Here is a 17,689-nt window from a genome sequence, read left to right on the forward strand (position 1 = left end):
TGGCTGTGGTCCAACCGCACGATACGGCCCGTTTGGCCCAGTTAAGCGATGAAGCATTAATGGAATTAGTCGCGGCTGGCAACAGCGCAGCGTTAGCACAACTGTACGATCGGCACTCGCGAGTAGTGTACGGTCTCGCTCTGAGGATGCTCGGTGCAGCGGAGCCGGCGGAAGAGGTTGTGCAAGAGACGTTCTGGCGGATTTGGAAGCGCTCGGCGACCTTTCAAGCCAATAGCGCCTTTTTACCGTGGATGTTCGGGATTACGCGCAATCTCTGCATTGACGAATTACGGCGGCGGCAGGCACGGCCAATGGCGGCTGGCAGTGACGACGATCTGTTATCATCACTGCCTGATCAGCAGCAGAATGTTGAACAAGCGACGATTGAAACCGAACGGCGCCGATTGATAACTGATGCGTTGGCCGATTTACCGGCTGATCAGCGCGAAGTGATTGAACTGGCGTATTTTGGCGGGCTATCGCAGCGCGAAATCGCCGATCATCTCCAAAGCCCGCTGGGAACAATCAAAACCCGGATCCGGCTTGGATTACAGAAATTGAAGCAAGCATTGCTTCACTACGGCATAGACCCGCACGACCACTAGAAAAGTAGCCGGCAATGCACGACTATGATCGCGAAAACGAACAATCACTGCTCGCTGCCGCAGCGTTGGGCAGTCTTGATCCTGCCGATCTGGCGGCGCTCGAGCAGCTTCTGAACACTTCGCCCACTGCGCGTGCCGAATTGCAACAGTTGCGCGAAACGGTCGCCCTGTTGCCGTATGCGGCAGCGCCGGCTACGCCGCCAGCCCACGTGCGCGCGCGCCTAATGGAGCGGATTGCCGCCGATCAAGCGCAGCGCGCGCCGGTTGCCCGCCCTGCTTCATCGCGCCGCACCGGTTGGCTAGCGCCGGCGATGGTCACCATATTGGCAGTGATGGTACTCTTTCTCGGCGGCTTGACCGTATCCCTACAGGGGCAGGTGGCGACCCTCGCTGAGACGAACCAGCAACTGGCGGCGGCGGTCAACGATTTGCGCCAAGCAGTGGCTACTAATGAAGCGCAGCAGGCCCAGTTGGCTGCCCAGTTGACCCGCTCCGAGCAGCAGATTGCACGCCTGAATGAGCAGCTTGCCCACGAGCGGCTGTTGGTGTCGTTTGTCAGCGCTCCCGGTGTGGCGACCCGTGAGCTGCGCCCGACAAAGGCCAATCTCGCGGCGCGGGGAGAAATGTATATGTATCCCGGCGAGTCGCAAGCCGTGGTCGTCTTTAGCGGGTTGCCGCCGTTGCAGGCCGATCGAGTCTACCGCTTCTGGCTGAGCGATGGCGTGCAGCGGATTGCCGCCGGCACTTTCCAAGTCGATGCGGCTGGGTTAGCCACGCTCATTGTCAATGCGCCGCGCGAAGTCAATGCCTTTACCGAGGTGATGGTGACGGTCGAGCCGGCGACCGACGCGGCGTCGGGTGAGGTTGAGGTGATCTTAACCGGAACGTTGTGAGCAGTGGTTGGGGCCAGAGCGACGCCTTGGCCTACGACCACCGTTGCGTTTGTCAAGAAATAAAGCAACCCGCCCTTGAGGGCGGGTCTCGTGTTTGGCGACTCCGAGTGGGCTCGAACCACCAACCTTCAGCTCCGGAGGCTGACGCTCTATCCAATTGAGCTACGGAGTCGTTCCGGCCTAAAGTATACTCGATTGCCGGCGAGCTGTCAACGAGACAAAGAGTCTACCACAGAGGTCGCCGAGGGACGCAGAGAGTGTTTGTGTGAACTGCTACATTCCGCTGCGGTACGCTTGGCTGCGCGAGAAGCATAGTATTGAGGTGTCGCATGCGACGATTGAGCCGGGTGCTGGGATGGATCGTAGGAGTAATCGTGGTGGTGGTCGCAGGTTTAGCATTGAGCATTCCACTGGACGCGCTGATTGGAGCAGGACGAGTTGAGGCGTTGACCAATACTGTCATTCCCGGCCCCGCCGGCCCGATCCGGGCCTTTGTCGCCGAGCCAACCACCCCCGGCCCGCATCCTGCGGTCATTATGATCCATGAATGGTGGGGATTACGACCTGACATCATCGAAAAGGCGACCGCGCTCGCCGCTGATGGCTACGTAGTTATTGCCCCCGACACCTTCCGCGGCGCCAGCACGACGTGGATCCCGCGCGCGATCTATCAGGTTTCAACCACACCTCCTGAACAAGTACAAGCCGATTTAGACGCCGTCTTCGCGTGGCTAACAGCGCGGCCCGATGTGCTGGCCGATCGGATTGCGGTGATGGGTTTTTGTTACGGTGGCCGCACGTCGCTGCTCTACACCCTGCACAACCCGGCGGTAGCGGCGACCGGCATCTTTTACGGCATGGCCGACGTTGCTCCTGAGGCGCTACGCCAGATCCGCGGCCCGGTGCTGGGCATCTTCGGCGGAGCCGATGCCTCGATCCCGCTGAGCGAGGTCGAACAGCTTGAGCGTAATCTGACAGCGGCAGGCGTTGACACCCGCTTTACCGTCTTCCCCGGCCAGCCGCATGCTTTCGTCGGCGGCATGGAAGCGATCAACGCTGGCGGCGCTCCCGGCGAGGCATGGCAGTTGTTGCGCGCATTTCTAACTGAGGCGTTGCATGGCCAACCGTCTTCATCGCGGCGGTTGTCGGAACGCTTTGCCCAAACCCAGCCGATCACCTTCTTCGGCGCACTGCACCACCGCTTTGTCTGCGGGTGGTGAACAGCGTTTGCAAAGATCCTCTTGACGAAATTCGTGCCGAGTGGTACACTTTTAGTAGTTCGGAAATGAACAACTATGGTAGAGACGAACTTACTCGAACAACTTACGGCGCTGGGGCTAACCGAGTACGAAGCGCGGGTTTATCTCGCTTTGCTGACCGAGTATCCGGCTACCGGCTACCAGATCAGCAAGCTGTCTGGTGTACCGCGGTCGATGGTCTACGAGGCGTTAGGGCGGCTGGAAGCGCGCGGCGCAGTGCTGAAATCGGTTGAAGAGAAGGCGACCTTGTACCGCCCGATCTCGCCGGCGATTCTGCTTGATCGCTACGAGCGCGAAGCACGTGAGCGGGCTGAAGCATTGCGCAGCCAGTTGATGCCGCTCTTCCGCCACGAGGAGAGCGACCGACTGTGGAATTTTAGCGGAAGGCGCGAAGCGTTGGCAGCGGCACGTGATCTGATCGAAGGCGCCGAGCATGAGTTGATGCTGGTGTTAACTGATGCTGACGTCACGGCGCTCTATCCGGCGCTTGCTGCTGCTCACACGCGTGGTGTCGCGCTCGGCGTCATCCTTACCGGTGAAGCGCCTTTCTCGTTTGGGCAGGTAGTGCGCCATCCCAAACGTGAGACCGAGTTGCATGGGATGGTCGAGACGTTGATCGTTGTGGCTGATGAACGCGAGTTTCTGATCGCTTCCGGCCATGTGGCGACGACGGCTACCGTCACTACCAACCGCAATATGGTCTTGATCGCGCGCCAATTTATCTGGATGGAACTGTTCGCCCAGCGGATTTTTGCTCGCCTTGGCGATGATCTACTGGCCCGCCTCGATCCCGAAGATCGGCAGGTATTGCATTCGTAACTCGGCAATACAACCCGGTGGCGGAGAGGAGATTGTCATGACCACCATTTCTAACACAGCACCCCGGCAGCGCCTGACGTTGCTGCTCAACGACGAGATCCTCGAACCGGCCTTCGTTGCTTTGACTCTGGTTGGTATTATCGTCGGTCTAATGTTGGAAGGAGCTGGCGCACCAGAGTCAATAATGCTAGCCGTCCATCTTGCTACCTACTTTTTTGGTGGCTTCTACGCCGTGCGCACCATTATCGCGTCGCTACGCCACTGGTCGATCGAGGTCGATCTGCTGATGGTACTGGCCGCGTTAGGGGCAGGCTACCTCGGCGATTTTACCGAGGGCGCGATTTTGCTCTTCCTCTTTTCGCTGAGCAACGTCTTGCAAGCGTATGCGATGCGGCGCACCGAGCAGGCGATTACCGCGCTCATGAAATTGCGTCCCGATACGGTGACTGTGCGCCGTGACGGGCGCGAACTCGATTTGCCGGTGGAGGCGGTGCAAGTGGGTGATGTGGTGCTGCTTCGCCCCGGCGACCGGGTGCCGCTCGACGGTGTGATCGAGCGAGGCAACGGCACATTTGACGAATCGGCGCTGACCGGCGAGTCAATGCCGGTGCAGAGGGGGCCGGGCATGGCGGTGCTGGCCGGTACGCTCAACCAGACCGGCGCGCTCGAGGTGCGGGTAACCAAGCCGGCCAGCGAGAGCACCTTGGCCCGCATCATTACGATGGTGAGCGAAGCGCAAGCGCGCAAGGCGCGGTCGCAAAGCTTCCTCGAATATTTCGAGCAGCGCTACGCGATTGGCGTGATTGTGGCAGTAGCGCTCTTCATTCTCGCTACGCCGGTGTTGACCAGCGCGCCATTCGCCGATACCTTCTACCGCGGCATGGTGTTGCTCACGGTTGCTTCGCCATGCGCGCTGGTCATCAGCGTGCCGGCTTCGCTGCTGAGCGCGATTGCGGCTGGGGCGCGGCGTGGGGTGCTGTTTAAGGGGGGCGTGCATCTAGAAGAGCTGAGCAACGTGCGGGTGATCGCATTTGACAAAACCGGCACACTCACGTTTGGCAAACCGACCCTCACCGATCTGGTGCCGACAGAGGGTATAAATGAGCTTGACCTCTTGACGATCGTGGCCCGCGCCGAGCAGCCGTCAGAGCACCCAATTGCACGCGCGATTTTGCACGCCGCCGAAGAGCGCGGGATGACGGTCGCCCCCCCCGATCAGTTCACTGCCGTCACTGGTATGGGGGTGCGGGCAACGTGGGACGGGGTCGAGACGCTAGTCGGTTCGCCGCGCCTATTTGCCGAAGCCGGCATGACCGTACCACCAGAGTTGTTGGCCCGCGCCGATGAGTTGATGGCGCAAGGCCGAGGCACCGTACTGCTGGCCCGGCGCGGCCAGCAGTGGTTAGGATTGGTAGCAGTGATGGATCGCGAGCGGCCCGACGCGGCCCAACGCATTGGCGAGTTGCGCGCTGCCGGCATCGAGCGGATCGTGATGCTGACCGGCGATAACCCGCAGGTGGCTGAAGCGATGGCGCGCCGATTAGGGATTGATGAAGTGCATGCCGGCTTATTGCCTGCCGACAAGTTGCGCATTGTCGAGCAATTGCGCCAGCGCTACGGGGCAGTGGCAATGGTGGGTGACGGCGTGAACGACGCGCCGGCGTTGGCGGCGGCAACAGTAGGTATTGCAATGGGAGCTGCTGGTACCGACGCTGCGCTTGAAACCGCCGATCTGGTCTTGATGCGCGATGACTTAGGCGCGATTACCTATGCGCTGCGCCTCAGCCGCCACACTCAGCGCGTGGTGTGGCAAAATATCACCTTCGCGCTGGCGGTAGTGGTGGTGCTGGTGTTGACTACCTTGACTATCGGCGTACCATTGCCGCTTGGCGTGGTCGGGCACGAAGGCAGTACGATCATCGTGGTGCTCAACGGCTTGCGACTGCTAATGTTCCGCTGATATGGCCGGTTGATGAATGAAGATGAAAGCGGGCTGCCAAATCAGTGGCCCGCTTCCGGTTGCCATCGTGATTCATTTAGAGATGCAACCCAAACGTATTCCGCAGCCACTCCAATACCAACCCGACCACCGTCAAAGCTGCTGCCGCCAGCAGCGAATCACGCCAGCCAAATTCGAGCCAGATCCCCATTGCAAAGATAAAGACAAAGATGATCACACCCACAACTCCATAGACGTTTTTGAGCAGTTTCATTGTTGTGAGCAAGCCTTTCTAACTGGTGGATGGTGGAAACTGTGATGGCGAGACGTATCTGGTCGGTGGCAGTTACATCAGCATGGTAGTGATTGTTCTAGCTAAAAACAGCGTCATGAAGCTGCGTTGTCCTGTAACGGATACAAGAAAAGGTTCATGATGCGATTGTTGAAATGGGACAAGGGGGATGGTAAGCTAATGATACAATACCGCTGGCAATTGTCAAAAAGACAGCGTGATCGAAGATGTTTGGCTGTCGAGCAGTGACAAGGCATCTATCTATTGTGTGGCATTGGCAGATAGAGCGGCTGCGCCGGTCGAGATGAAGAGAGTAGGACTGATTTCTCTCTGGTGAGAACAGGGGGTTCCCATTACACTACATTACACAGATCTAGCACAACTCAGTCGCGCGAGGATCGTATGCGTGCTCAATACACAGTTGCCCTTCTGCTTCTCCTCAGCCTAGGGTGCGCAACCATAGCGGCGCCGGCGCCGCCGCTTGCGGCGCAAACCGACGTTCGCCAACAAATAATCGAATTGACCAACCAGATCCGGATGGCTCATAACCTGCCACCGCTCAAGCGCAACGATAACCTACAAGCCGCCGCCGATTGGATTACGCAAGACAATGCCAGCCGTAACACACTATCGCACACTGATAGCCTCGGGCGCAATATCGGCCAGCGGTTTCCCGCTTTCGGTTACACCTATTCACTGGCCGCCGAGAATCTGGCGGCGGGGTATGCAACGTCAGAGGCGGTTATGAATGGCTGGATGGGTAGCGCTGGTCATCGCGACAACATCCTGCGCGCCGGCCTCTGCGAGATGGGCGCCGGCTACACCTATCAGAGCGCGGCCACCTATAAGCACTTCTGGTCGCAGACCTTTGGTTGTCGCTGGAATACCTACCCGGTTGTGATCAACGGCGAGGCAGCAGTAACGACAACACCGAATGTCAACCTCTACATCTATGGCACCGGCTGGGCGCAACAAATGCGGCTGAGCAATGACAGCATCAACTGGACAGAGTGGATGCCGTATCAATCCGCCTACAATTGGACACTACTCGATGGTGGTGGCGAGCGCACGGTCTTCGTTGAGATACGAAACGGCACAACCGTCTACCGCAATAGTGACACGATTATCTTGATTGGCCCGCACCGGTTGTTTGTGCCGTTGGTAGCGCGATAGCGCTATCGGGGGATTGCTGCTCGGCGTGGGCAATGCACCACATTGCCCCTAGCCTTTGATCACGATTGACAAATCCCCGATTCAGGCGTATAGTAGTGAAGCCTATTAGGCACCGGTGGGATACGATGAGGAACGGAACCGCTATGGATAGTAGTTATTCTCGTCAGCGGCAATGTGTGGTGATAACAATCAACGCATACACCGGCCTCATCGGTATGTTGCGCCGGCATGAATAGGCTTGCAGCCTAATCATTGCAACGCACCCCGGTGAGGTCTTACCCGCCGGGGTTTTCTGTGTTTGCGTTGCGGTTGTCGCCCCTTTGCCGCTGTCAAGATGCGCAGGGGGTGACAATGACCACATTCCCAACTCCTCGCTTCGATGAGGTACAGGCACTCATTGCTGAACAGCGCTGGCTCGATCTGCGCGAGCAACTCTCACGCTGGCCAGCGCCTGAGATCGCCGATCTGCTGCTCGAACTCTCCGCCGCTGAGCGAATGCTCGTCTTCCGCGTGCTGCCACGTTCATTGGCAGGCGAAGTCTTTTCCTACCTCGAACATGATGATCAATACGAACTACTGACCAGTCTGAGTTTGGATGAGACGCGCTTGCTGCTTGCCAACCTCAGCCCCGACGACCGTACCCAATTGTTTGAAGAGCTACCCGGGCAGGTCACACAAAAGCTACTCAACCTGCTCAGCCCCGAAGATCTGCGTGAGGCGCGACAATTGCTCGGCTATCCCGAAGAGAGCGTCGGTCGCTTAATGACACCGGATTATGTCGCCGTGCGGCCGAATTGGACGATTGCGCGCGCACTTGAGCATATTCGGTTACGCGGCCGCGATAGCGAAACGATTGACATCATTTACGTCACCGATGAGCAATGGCGACTGCTCGATGCGATTGAATTGCATCGCTTTATTCTTGCCGAGCCAACCCAGACCGTGCGGAGCCTCATGGACGAGAGCTACGTTGCATTGTCAGCATTCGATGACCGCGAGCGGGCAGTGGAAGCGTTGCGACGCTACAGCTTACCAGCGTTACCAGTGGTCGATTCTGATGGGGTGTTGGTAGGGATTGTCACCTTCGATGACTTGATCGATGTTGCCGAGGAAGAAGTAACTGAAGACTTCCACCGCAGTGCGGCAGTCGAGCCGCTCCGCGGCAATTATCTTGAGATACCGGTCATTGAGTTGGTTCAGAAACGAGTACCGTGGCTGGTGGGATTGGTCTTCGTGAACGTCTTTTCAGGGGCAGTGATCGCAGCATACGAAGAGACTATTGCTGCTGTGATTGCACTTGTCTTCTTTTTACCGTTGTTGATAGACAGTGCCGGCAATGCCGGTTCACAGTCAGCAACGTTGACCGTGCGCGCATTTGCAACCGGCGACATTGAGGAGGGTGACTGGTGGCGTTTGCTGACGAAAGAGTTGCTTGTGGCAGTACTGTTAGGCGGTGCAATGGCAATTGCGGTTGGGTTATTGGGCGTAATCCGGGTCGGCTGGGAAGTAGCCGGAATTGTCTCGTTGACGATGTTGGTAGTAGTTCTGATGGGAAGCTTGGTCGGTATGTCGCTGCCTTTCATATTGAGGCGGTTAGGGTTTGATCCGGCTGCGGCTAGCGGCCCACTAGTCACTTCGTTGGCAGATATTGGTGGTGTACTGATCTATTTTTCTATTGCGACATGGCTGTTGGGTCTATGACAAGCGGCAGAGATACCCAAACGCTAAAGTTTAGAGGTAGCGAGGTCGCTTGAGCAGGGCACGTGAAAACCATGCATTGCGAAGTTTTCTTGATCTGAAGTGAGCGGTATCTGACCATGTTCAAACCACGAACCTTTACGCCCGCGCCGCCGGCCCAATCGATCTTAACGCGAGCCGATGTTTGGTTGCTGCTAGTGCTGGTCGGGTTGTTGGCGTTGGTGATTGGCGCAGCCGAAAGCGCGCCAGAGACGGTGCAGGGGCCGGAGATCGACCTCTCGCTGAGCGCGTTGCCGTTTTACTCTTTGCGTTCGGTAGGACGGATGGCCTTGGCCTATGCGCTGTCGTTTTTGTTTACGATGATCTACGGCTACATCGCGGCCTACAATGGGCGGGCCGAGCGGGTGCTGATCCCGCTACTCGATGTCTTGCAGAGCGTACCAATCCTGTCATTTCTGCCGGTAGTCTTGCTCAGCCTAAGTACGGTGCTACCGGAAACGCTAGCAGTAGAATTAACTGCCGTGGTGCTCATCTTCACCAGCCAAGTCTGGAATATGACCTTTGCGTGGTACCAGTCACTCACCACCATCCCGCGTGAGCTACGGGAAGCGAGCAGTATCTTTCGCTTCTCGCGCTGGCAACGGTTTACCACGCTCGAATTTCCCTTCGGCGCACTGGCACTCGTCTGGAATAGTATGATGAGTTGGGCCGGCGGTTGGTTTTTCCTCATGGCTGCCGAGATCTTTACGCTGGGTGATCGCGATTTCCGCCTGCCGGGGTTGGGCGCGTTTTTGCAAACCGCCGCTAACGCCGGTGATCTGGCTGCGATTGGGTGGGGCATCTTGACGCTGGTGGCAGTAATTGTCATCCTTGACCAGTTTGTTTGGCGACCGCTGCTGGCGTGGGCCAGCCAGTTCCGGTTGGAAATGATCGAACGGGATGACGAAGAGTCACAGTCATGGTTCTACGATTTGATCCGGCAGTCGGTGGTAGCTAGCTGGGTAAGCAGCTTGGCGGGAGCCATCGATCGGTTGATTATGCGCCGGCTGAGCCGGCGGCCAGCGCCCGATCCCTACCTCAGCGTCTCGATCCGGCGTTCGTGGTGGGAATGGGTGCTAGTAGCGGTTAGTGTGGTCTTAGTTGGCTGGGGTGGCTGGGTTGGAAGCAACTTACTGCTGAGTGTGCCGCTAGCGCAATGGGGCGAAATTGGGCTGAGCGTGGGCGCAACGATGGTGCGAGTAGCGACAGCGATGGCCATTGCCCTGCTCTGGACGGTACCGGTAGGAGTGTTCATCGGCACGCGCCCGCGGGCGGCGGCAATCTTGCAGCCAATCGTGCAAATCGCCGCGTCGGTGCCGGCGACGGCTCTCTTTCCAGTGTTGGTGTTAGTCTTTCTTGCGCTGCCCGGCGGGCTGAATCTTGCTGCGGTCGTCTTGATGATGCTGGGTACACAATGGTACGTTCTTTTCAATGTCATTGCCGGTGCGGCGGCAATTCCACAAGATTTACGCTTTACGAGTGATCTGCTGCAACTCCACGGTTGGGAACGGTGGCGCACGCTGATTTTGCCCGGTCTGTTTCCCTATCTCATCACCGGTCTAATCACAGCCAGCGGCGGGGCGTGGAATGCCAGCATTGTGGCCGAGTACGTGGTCTTTAACCAGCAGACCTACCAGACGATCGGGATTGGGGCGCAGATTGCGGCAGCGACGGCGAATGGTGATTTTGCCGGCCTGTTTGCCGCGACTTTGGCGATGATCATCGTGGTGGTCGCGATCAACCGGCTGGTTTGGCGGCGGCTGTACCGGCTAGCCGAGACAAAGTATCGCATGGAGTAATTGATAGTTAGGGAGCAACCGTATGCTGCAGGCACAGCCAAAACCGCTGGTGGAATTGATGGGGGTATCGCAACGCTACGGGCGGGGCGAGCGCCAGTTTACCGCTATTCAGGATATTAACCTGACGATTGCCGAAGGCGAATTTATGGCCCTGCTCGGCCCGTCGGGTTGCGGCAAGAGCACGCTCTTGCGGATCATCACCGGTCTCAACCGGCCCAGCGAGGGGTTGGTGCGCTATCGGGGCAAGGCGCTAGAGGGAGTGAATCCGTATGCGACAATCGTCTTCCAGACCTTTGCCCTCTTTCCATGGCTGACGGTGGAGGAAAATGTCGCGGTGGCGTTAAAAGCGCGGGGGGCCTCTGAAGCGGAAGCGCACCGGCGGGCGGTGGAATTGATCGATCTAGTCGGCCTTGACGGTTTCGAGCAAGCCTACCCGCGCGAGCTGTCGGGTGGGATGCGGCAAAAGGTTGGCATCGCGCGCGCGTTGGCGGTTGACCCAGAGCTGCTCTGTCTTGACGAGCCGTTTAGCGCGCTCGATGTGCTGAGCGCCGAGACGCTGCGCGGCGAAGTGCTGGAATTGTGGACGGGCGGCAGCTTGAAGATTCGGGCGGTGTTGATGGTCAGCCACAACATCGAAGAGGCGGTCTTTATGGCTGACCGAATTGTGGTGATGGACAAAAATCCGGGCCGGATTGTGGCCGAAGTGCCGGTGAACTTGCCCCACCCGCGTGATCGCAAATCCGATGCGTTTGCCGCCTTGGTGGCGCGGGTATACGCGGTGCTGGCCGGGCAAACCCAATCCGAAGCGATTGAGTACGGCACCGAGCCGGGCCAAAACGGGCAAACGCGCTTGCTGCCAGCGGCATCGGTAACAGCGCTGGCCGGTCTGCTCGAACAGGCCAATGCAACCGACGACGAGCGCGATCCGCTGGCGAAACTGCAAGATGAACTAGGCTTAGACCTCGACCAGATGCTACCGCTGATCGAGGCTGCCGAGCTGCTCGGTTTTGCACGGGTTGAGAGCGGCAATCTGATCCTGACGCCGTTGGGGGAAGCGTTTGCCGAAGCCAGCATCCAAACCCGCAAAGAGATTTTTGCTTCACGGTTGCGGCGGTTACCCTTCTTCCGCTGGATGCTGCGCATGATCGCCGCCGCTGACAATCAATCGTTGCGTTGGGAGGTCTTGCTCACTGCACTTGAACCGGAATTTCCGTCCGAGGTGGCCGAACGGCAACTCGACATTGCGCTGGAATGGGGGCGCTACGCTGAGCTATTTGCATACGATGACGCCGAAGGAAGATTCTTCCTTGAAACGCCGGCAGTCACAGAAAAGTAAGCTTACTCCACCCCCAGCCGTCCAATCTGCACGTGCAACACGCGCCGGTCGGTCAGGCGGGGGTCTTCGTTAGCCGGGATCCACGCTGGGCCGGTGATTCTGAGCAACAGCGCGCCGCTGGCGACAGGCGGCACTTGGGCCGGATCGATGGTAATGCGGACGATGGATGGGTCTTGGCCAACCTGATGGCATCCTAATGCGACGATAGGCGCGCTGGTAGTTGGCCACAACGTGTCTTCAGCCTGCGCGCCAACGCAGAGCGTCGCCTCGCCGAGGTGGGCGGGGCGCAAGCCGCCGGCCACTTCGATGGTCACCGTCTGTTTGGTCGCGCCTGCCGGCCAAGGTAAGCGGATAACCGCCTCGCCGTTACTCCAACTGTACTGCCAACCATCCTTACTCTGTTCGGGCCGGTAGAAACCACTAACCTGCGCAGCGAACGAGGTTGGCGTGAGCGGCGGCGCTGCGGCATCAACCGTCGGCGACGCGACCGGATCGAGCCGGTAGATGGTGAACGGTAGAATCAGGCGTGCAACATTCTGCGGCTTCTGGTCGGTCAGTTGCTCGAACTCGGCTAGATCGAGCGTCACCTCATCAATGAAGGTCAGCCGGAAGCCGGGTAAAGCGAGATTGGCACCGCTCGCGCTCAACATCAGATAAACGGTGCGTCCGGCGGCTTGCCAGTACTTCACCTGTTCGGCGAGCAGCGCAGCGTAAGGCGCAGTGGAAACACTCTTGACCGTAAATGCATCAATGTGGTGGGCAAAGCGCAACGGCGTTGACACTAAGTCAGGAATATCGCGTGAATCGCTGTAGATCGGCGCACCGCCGCGCAACAGCACAATATCGCGTTCGGGAGTGAAGCGTTTGGCAATCGTTTCGACTTGTGCCAACGCGCCGGCGTACTCAGTATGGGCAAAGTAGTAGCGTCCCGTCCAACCGAGGAAGAGCAGCAGCAGCCCGGCGAGACCAGCCGCCAACCCTTGCCGCCAGCGCGCGGCCAGCGGGCGGAATTGCCACGCGCCGGCTAAAGCGGCGAGCGCATACGCCGCGCTTAAGGCAAAGATCGGGTAAGCGATCGGCACAAACCGGCGCAGAATATAAATGTAGGTTTGCTCGGAAGTACCGTAGGTCTGGCGGAGATAAAAGAAACTGCCGAGAAAGCCAACCGCAAGCATCAACCAACTCGCTGCGGTCAGGCCGCGCCGCCACCAGAGGGCGAACCCGATCACCGCCAACACCAAGCCGAGCGGCGACAGATACCATCCCACCCGCACCAAGCCGGCCAGTGGAATCAGCTCTTTTGGTTGGACGGGGGCCGGATCGCTGGTGAAAGTGCTAGGGTCGGCCAGCATCCGCTGCCACCAACTCATGCCGCGATATTCCTGATAGTAGAGCACAAGCGGTAAGCGGATCGGTGCACCGACATAACCTTGAATACGCAGCCAGTTGAGGGTCTGGTTTGAGAACGGCCCCTGCCATGGGCCGCGTGTGGCGGCCAGCTCGGCGCGCAGGGCGGCGGTCGCGGCGAGATCAGGCTCAGCTTCCCAAGGCCGGCCAGTCAAGACCACACCGGCTTGCAAGCGCGCCTCGGTAGGCGTCATCACACCGCTACGCACATCGCCGGCGACCAGCGCCGGATCGCGGGTAAGTGGGTCATTCCAGCCGCCGCGAGTATTAAAGAGCAGATCGGCATCAATAATCTGCGGGCGCACGAAATAGGCCCAACCGGCCAAGAGCAACAAACCGAGCGCGATTACGTTCTGCCAGCGTTGCCGGCGGGAAACCAACCAGTGTTCGAGCTGCAATACCCAGCCACTGCGGCGGAGCAGAATCAAGCCGGTGATCGCAATCGCCACCAGCGCCAGCTCGATCCAGATCCGCCACGGATCGGCGAGCGAGCTAAACCGCGAGGTAAAGTACGACTCACGCACGGCGGGGGTGAGGAAAGGCAGCGCGATCAATGAGGTCAGGGCGAAATCTTGAAAGCGAGCAAAGCCGGTATCGAAGAAATAGGCGCGAGCAATGAAGGTAATGTGCAGAGCGGCATGGATCAGCATCGCCAGCATACCCAGCGCCAACGCAGTTTGCGTGCGTTGCCAACGGCGGCTCAGCCAGCAATAGCCGAGGTAGAGCATTGCCGGGGCAAGCAGAAAGAAATCGATCCGGGCCAACGCCACCTGTCCAAACGCAATCCCAGCCAGCAGCGCATACGCCACTCGCGCACGGAATGGCACATTGCGGTCGTTGAACTTTGCAAACAAATACAGCCCGCCCCACGTCAGAAACTGGGCCGTGGTTTCGGCGGTCGAATAGCGGGAAAACCAGACCTGCACCGCATTAAGACCGAGCAGAACCATTCCCAGCCAACCGACCCATGGCCCGGCGAGGCGGCGCCCGATCATGCCTACGCTCCACACGCCGAGCAAGCCGAGCAAACCGGTAGCAAAGAGACCGAACAGTGGACCGCCGGCAGCGGTAAGCAACCCGATCCACGCCGGAAAGAGGTGAAAACCCTGCGGCACAATCCGACCTTGGGCCAGCTCGCCTTCGTTAATCAAAAAACCGGCGGCGCGCAGGCGAGTGGCGATATAGCGATCGCGGGCTTGAGCGATCATAACATTGCTAATCGCCTGTTCCGCTGGCTCGCGGATAGCCGGATCGCTGCTCTGTGCCGCTTGGCCTAGCTCGGCGACGACAGCATCGTGTTGAACGATGCTGCCGGTGCGAGCTATGGCAAACCCTGTAACTGCGTAGACGCCGGCGTCGCGTACCCCCAGAATAACTTCAAAGGGTCGGGCAACCAATAGCGCTAGCCCCAACAGTGTTACGAACCATACCCAGTAGCCGCGCACGGTAGGGCGCGGAACGGCAGGGCGCAGCGTGGAATGCCGTCGCCCCAGCCAGATCAAGCCGGCGCTCACCGCCAGCGTGATGCCTAGGTGGAGCCAGAGTGAAAAGATGCCGAAACCGGCCAACACCAATGCTAGCCAGCCACTCCAGAGCGCGCCGATCAAGCAGTGCTCGAAATGGCGTTCAAGGCCATCGTTGGCGTCAAGTTGCGGGATCGCTCGCGCCAGTGCCCATCCCGGCGCATAGATAATAATTGGTAAAAGTAGAATACCGACAATAATCTGTGCCATGCTCGTTTCCGGCGATCGATGCCGCGCGTGATTATAGCATAGCCTTTGCATGGTACAATGCGGCGACGGCGAAAACGTCATTCAGCCAAGTGGATATACATAACGATGGCTTCTTCTCTCATCAAGCGAATAAATCTGCGAGTAGCCGCTGGCAGCCAAGCGCGCCGGTTGCCCGGTGTGACGATCCCGGCGCTCTGGTTGGCGATGATCACAGTTGTGACCTTAGTTGCCGGGTACGCAGTCCGGCCAGTAGTGACCGTTGATATTGGCGAAAACCGCGATGGCGCTTTTCTAGTGAACTTCAACGCGCGCGAGATCGATGCCGCTGGTGCGTATGAGCGCTTCGAGTGGCCGGCAGGCGCTGCTACTGCAACGGTTCCCGGCGGGCGCAACGGGGTTTGGTTGGCGCGGATCATTGCCCGTCCGGAAGCTGATCCGATCATTCTGCAACGCGAGTCGGCGGCGGCGGTGAATGGCGTGCGTTTAGAGATGCCGCGCCGCAGCGGGACAGAGATGTTGGTTAAAATCCCGGCTCAGATCGCTGCTGCGCCGACGCTCACTTTCGAGCTGGTATCGCCGTTGGTCGGTGGCGAAGCACCGCCGTCGGGCGTGCCACTAGCGGTTGAGTTGGCACCGGCCCGTACTTACCGTTGGAGCACTGATGAGAGCCAGATTGTCTTCCCACGTTTGGGGCAGGGCAACTGGATTGTGCGACTTGATGCGGTGGTCGCCCATCCCGACGGTTCGCCGGTCAATGCGCGGCTCAGCGCCAACGGCGTTGAGCTAGCGCGGTTGCCGGAACAAGCGCGGTTGCGGCGCATCCAGCTTCTCATTCCAGCAGCGGTGATGAATGGAGGCGATCTGAATCTGACCCTGCAAGCCGATCCGTTCCGCGATCCGCGCCCTTTGGGTATGCTAGTGGCCGATGTCTCGGTTGGGCCGGCAGCCAGTCCCATGCTGGCAACGTTTGCGCCACCAGTGGCACTGGGGCTTGGGCTGTTTATCGTACTGGGGATGTTTGCTTGTCTGGCGTTGCTCACGGTTGATATCAAGCGGCGCTGGTATCTCGATGCTACTGGCTGGGCGGCGGTGGGTTTGACGCTGGCGATCATAGCGGCTGGTTGGGCGATCGTCGTCTACCGTTTCCCCAGCGGGCAGATGATCGACCGGTTGGCGGCGGTGACCTTGCTCAGCCTGCTGGTGACGGTTGCGATGCGCCCGCTCACCCGCTGGCTGCTGGGCCAGACCGGCGCTCGCGTGCCGTCTGAGTTCACGGCGGCGCTCCTGATCGTCTTTCTGGTTGGGTTCTGGCTCAAGGCGATTGGCATGCTCTACCCCTACTACGTTGGGATCGACGTTTTTTGGCACATGGATAAGGCGCGGCGCATTATCTACGATGGTGCGCTGCCGCTCTACTACAGCGTCAATAGCCCGCTCAACGAGACGACGATGCCGGTAGCGGAGTGGGGGCGTAATCCGCCGGTGATTCCCTATTCACCGTGGTTCCATATTTTAGCGACGAGTTATGCCATCTTTCCATGGCCAATGGAGCTGACGGCTAACTTTGTGAGCCTGCTCATGGATATGTCGCGGGTGGTGCTGATCGCGGCGATTGCGCTTAAGGCGGGTTTCAGCCAGCGGGTGGCGCTGTTGGCAGCAGTGACATACGCCGTCCTGCCGGTGACCTATTTGCTGCATATCTGGGGCAATGTGCCGACCGCTGCCGGCTTGTGGCTCAATCTGCTAGTGCAGACGACCATCTTGCTGGCGTGGGATCGGCTGGGTGAGTGGCAGATCCAGCTCTGGGTTGTGCCGCTGTTCGTGTTAGCCTTCCTTGTCTACACCGTTACCGGTGTCTTTACCGGCGTGTTTTTGGTTATCTTGACCGTCCTGATCTGGGTGAATGCTCGGCGCGGGCCGGAGTGGCGCGAGCTGCTGCGGGGCCTCAAACCGCTATGGGTAGCGGCGGGGGCGGCAATCGGCTTGGCGATCGCTATCTACTATGGCCAGTATTTCCAACCGATTGTGGAACGGACTATTCCCTATATGATGACCGTCTTCACTCGCGGGCCAGAGACAGTTGGTGTCTCGCGACCGCCCTTCCACGAATATCTATGGTCGTTTGTACCACACCTTGGCTATCACATTTGGCCGAACCATTATCTCTACTACGGCTTGGCCATCCCGTTGATCTTCTTCATTCCGGGGTACTGGGCGATGCGGACGAAACCCCTGCTCTGGCTGGTGATTTCGGCGTGGGGGACGGTAGCGCTGCTGTTTTTATTAGCCGGCTACCGGATTTCGATGGTCGATAAGCAACTGTTCTACCTCATTCCGGTAATCTGTCTTGCATGGGCGATCATGGCTGACCGGCTGTGGGAACGGTGGGCGGGCCGAGTTTTTGTGCTGGCGACGCTGGCGTTGTCGCTCGGTAGTGCGCTGTGGTTGTGGGTGTATCGGATCAGCATTTCGCCGGTACAGGGGAATTGAGGAAGGGGCGAAAGGTGAATGCTCTCACAAGAGGGGGGAAGGGTTCTCTCATCCCCCCTCACCCCCCTGCCCCCTCTCCCACAAGGGGAGGGTTCCCCTCACCCCCCTGCCCCCTCTCCCACAAGGGGAGAGGGGGGGAAGGGTCTCCGCTCCCACGAGGGGAGAGGGGGGGGAAGGGTCTCCGCTCCCACGAGGGGAAGGGTTCCC

12 protein-coding genes and 1 tRNA gene are annotated in these 17,689 nt (G+C 59.1%); 10 read left to right on the forward strand and 3 right to left on the reverse strand.

Features of this window, described 5'->3' with window-relative positions; translation table 11 throughout:
* Positions 1-5 precede the first annotated feature (5 nt).
* Positions 6-605: a sigma-70 family RNA polymerase sigma factor gene (locus Q1A00_RS03120; protein WP_298401818.1), complete on the forward strand. Its 600-nt coding sequence runs from the start codon at positions 6-8 to the stop codon at positions 603-605.
* 14 nt (positions 606-619) lie between these two features.
* Positions 620-1,498, forward strand: a complete 879-nt coding sequence (locus Q1A00_RS03125; RefSeq protein ID WP_298401816.1) for an anti-sigma factor — start codon at positions 620-622, stop codon at positions 1,496-1,498.
* A gap of 95 nt (positions 1,499-1,593) precedes the next feature.
* Here Q1A00_RS03125 and Q1A00_RS03130 read toward each other — a convergent pair.
* Positions 1,594-1,670 (reverse strand) — tRNA-Arg (locus Q1A00_RS03130).
* Between the two features lie 157 nt (positions 1,671-1,827).
* Here Q1A00_RS03130 and Q1A00_RS03135 point away from each other — a divergent pair.
* The 3 genes from Q1A00_RS03135 (at position 1,828) to Q1A00_RS03145 (ending at position 5,536) form a co-directional block, all read left to right on the forward strand.
* Complete coding sequence (locus tag Q1A00_RS03135; RefSeq protein ID WP_299755203.1) at positions 1,828-2,718, forward strand: dienelactone hydrolase family protein; 891 nt, start codon at positions 1,828-1,830, stop codon at positions 2,716-2,718.
* Between the two features lie 75 nt (positions 2,719-2,793).
* Positions 2,794-3,576 carry a TrmB family transcriptional regulator gene (locus Q1A00_RS03140; protein ID WP_298401810.1) on the forward strand — a complete coding sequence of 261 codons (783 nt, stop codon included), beginning with the start codon at positions 2,794-2,796 and terminating at the stop codon, positions 3,574-3,576.
* 37 nt (positions 3,577-3,613) lie between these two features.
* A complete protein-coding gene (locus tag Q1A00_RS03145; protein ID WP_298401807.1) occupies positions 3,614-5,536 on the forward strand; it encodes a heavy metal translocating P-type ATPase in 1,923 nt (640 codons plus the stop codon).
* 76 nt (positions 5,537-5,612) lie between these two features.
* On the opposite strand, the gene Q1A00_RS03150 is transcribed toward Q1A00_RS03145, so the two are convergent.
* Entirely contained in the window at positions 5,613-5,789 is a 177-nt protein-coding gene (locus Q1A00_RS03150; protein WP_298482552.1) for a hypothetical protein, read from the reverse strand.
* Between the two features lie 420 nt (positions 5,790-6,209).
* Here Q1A00_RS03150 and Q1A00_RS03155 point away from each other — a divergent pair, with 420 nt between their 5' ends.
* From Q1A00_RS03155 to Q1A00_RS03170, 4 genes are all read left to right on the forward strand, one after another.
* Positions 6,210-6,980: a CAP domain-containing protein gene (locus Q1A00_RS03155; RefSeq protein ID WP_298401802.1), complete on the forward strand. Its 771-nt coding sequence runs from the start codon at positions 6,210-6,212 to the stop codon at positions 6,978-6,980.
* A 351-nt stretch (positions 6,981-7,331) separates the two neighbouring features.
* Positions 7,332-8,681, forward strand: coding sequence for a magnesium transporter (gene mgtE, locus Q1A00_RS03160; RefSeq protein WP_299755209.1), 1,350 nt, complete (start codon positions 7,332-7,334; stop codon positions 8,679-8,681).
* Between the two features lie 116 nt (positions 8,682-8,797).
* Positions 8,798-10,516: an ABC transporter permease subunit gene (locus tag Q1A00_RS03165; protein ID WP_298401798.1), complete on the forward strand. Its 1,719-nt coding sequence runs from the start codon at positions 8,798-8,800 to the stop codon at positions 10,514-10,516.
* A gap of 22 nt (positions 10,517-10,538) precedes the next feature.
* A complete protein-coding gene (locus tag Q1A00_RS03170) occupies positions 10,539-11,852 on the forward strand; it encodes a nitrate/sulfonate/bicarbonate ABC transporter ATP-binding protein (protein WP_298401795.1) in 1,314 nt (437 codons plus the stop codon).
* 2 nt (positions 11,853-11,854) lie between these two features.
* Here Q1A00_RS03170 and Q1A00_RS03175 read toward each other — a convergent pair whose 3' ends face one another.
* Positions 11,855-14,992: a hypothetical protein gene (locus Q1A00_RS03175; protein WP_299755212.1), complete on the reverse strand. Its 3,138-nt coding sequence runs from the start codon at positions 14,990-14,992 to the stop codon at positions 11,855-11,857.
* Between the two features lie 105 nt (positions 14,993-15,097).
* Between Q1A00_RS03175 and Q1A00_RS03180 the strand changes: the two genes are divergently transcribed.
* Positions 15,098-17,482: a hypothetical protein gene (locus Q1A00_RS03180; RefSeq protein WP_298401789.1), complete on the forward strand. Its 2,385-nt coding sequence runs from the start codon at positions 15,098-15,100 to the stop codon at positions 17,480-17,482.
* Positions 17,483-17,689: the final 207 nt, after the last annotated feature.

The sequence above is a fragment of the uncultured Chloroflexus sp. genome (assembly GCF_938091255.1).
Taxonomy (GTDB): domain Bacteria; phylum Chloroflexota; class Chloroflexia; order Chloroflexales; family Chloroflexaceae; genus Chloroflexus.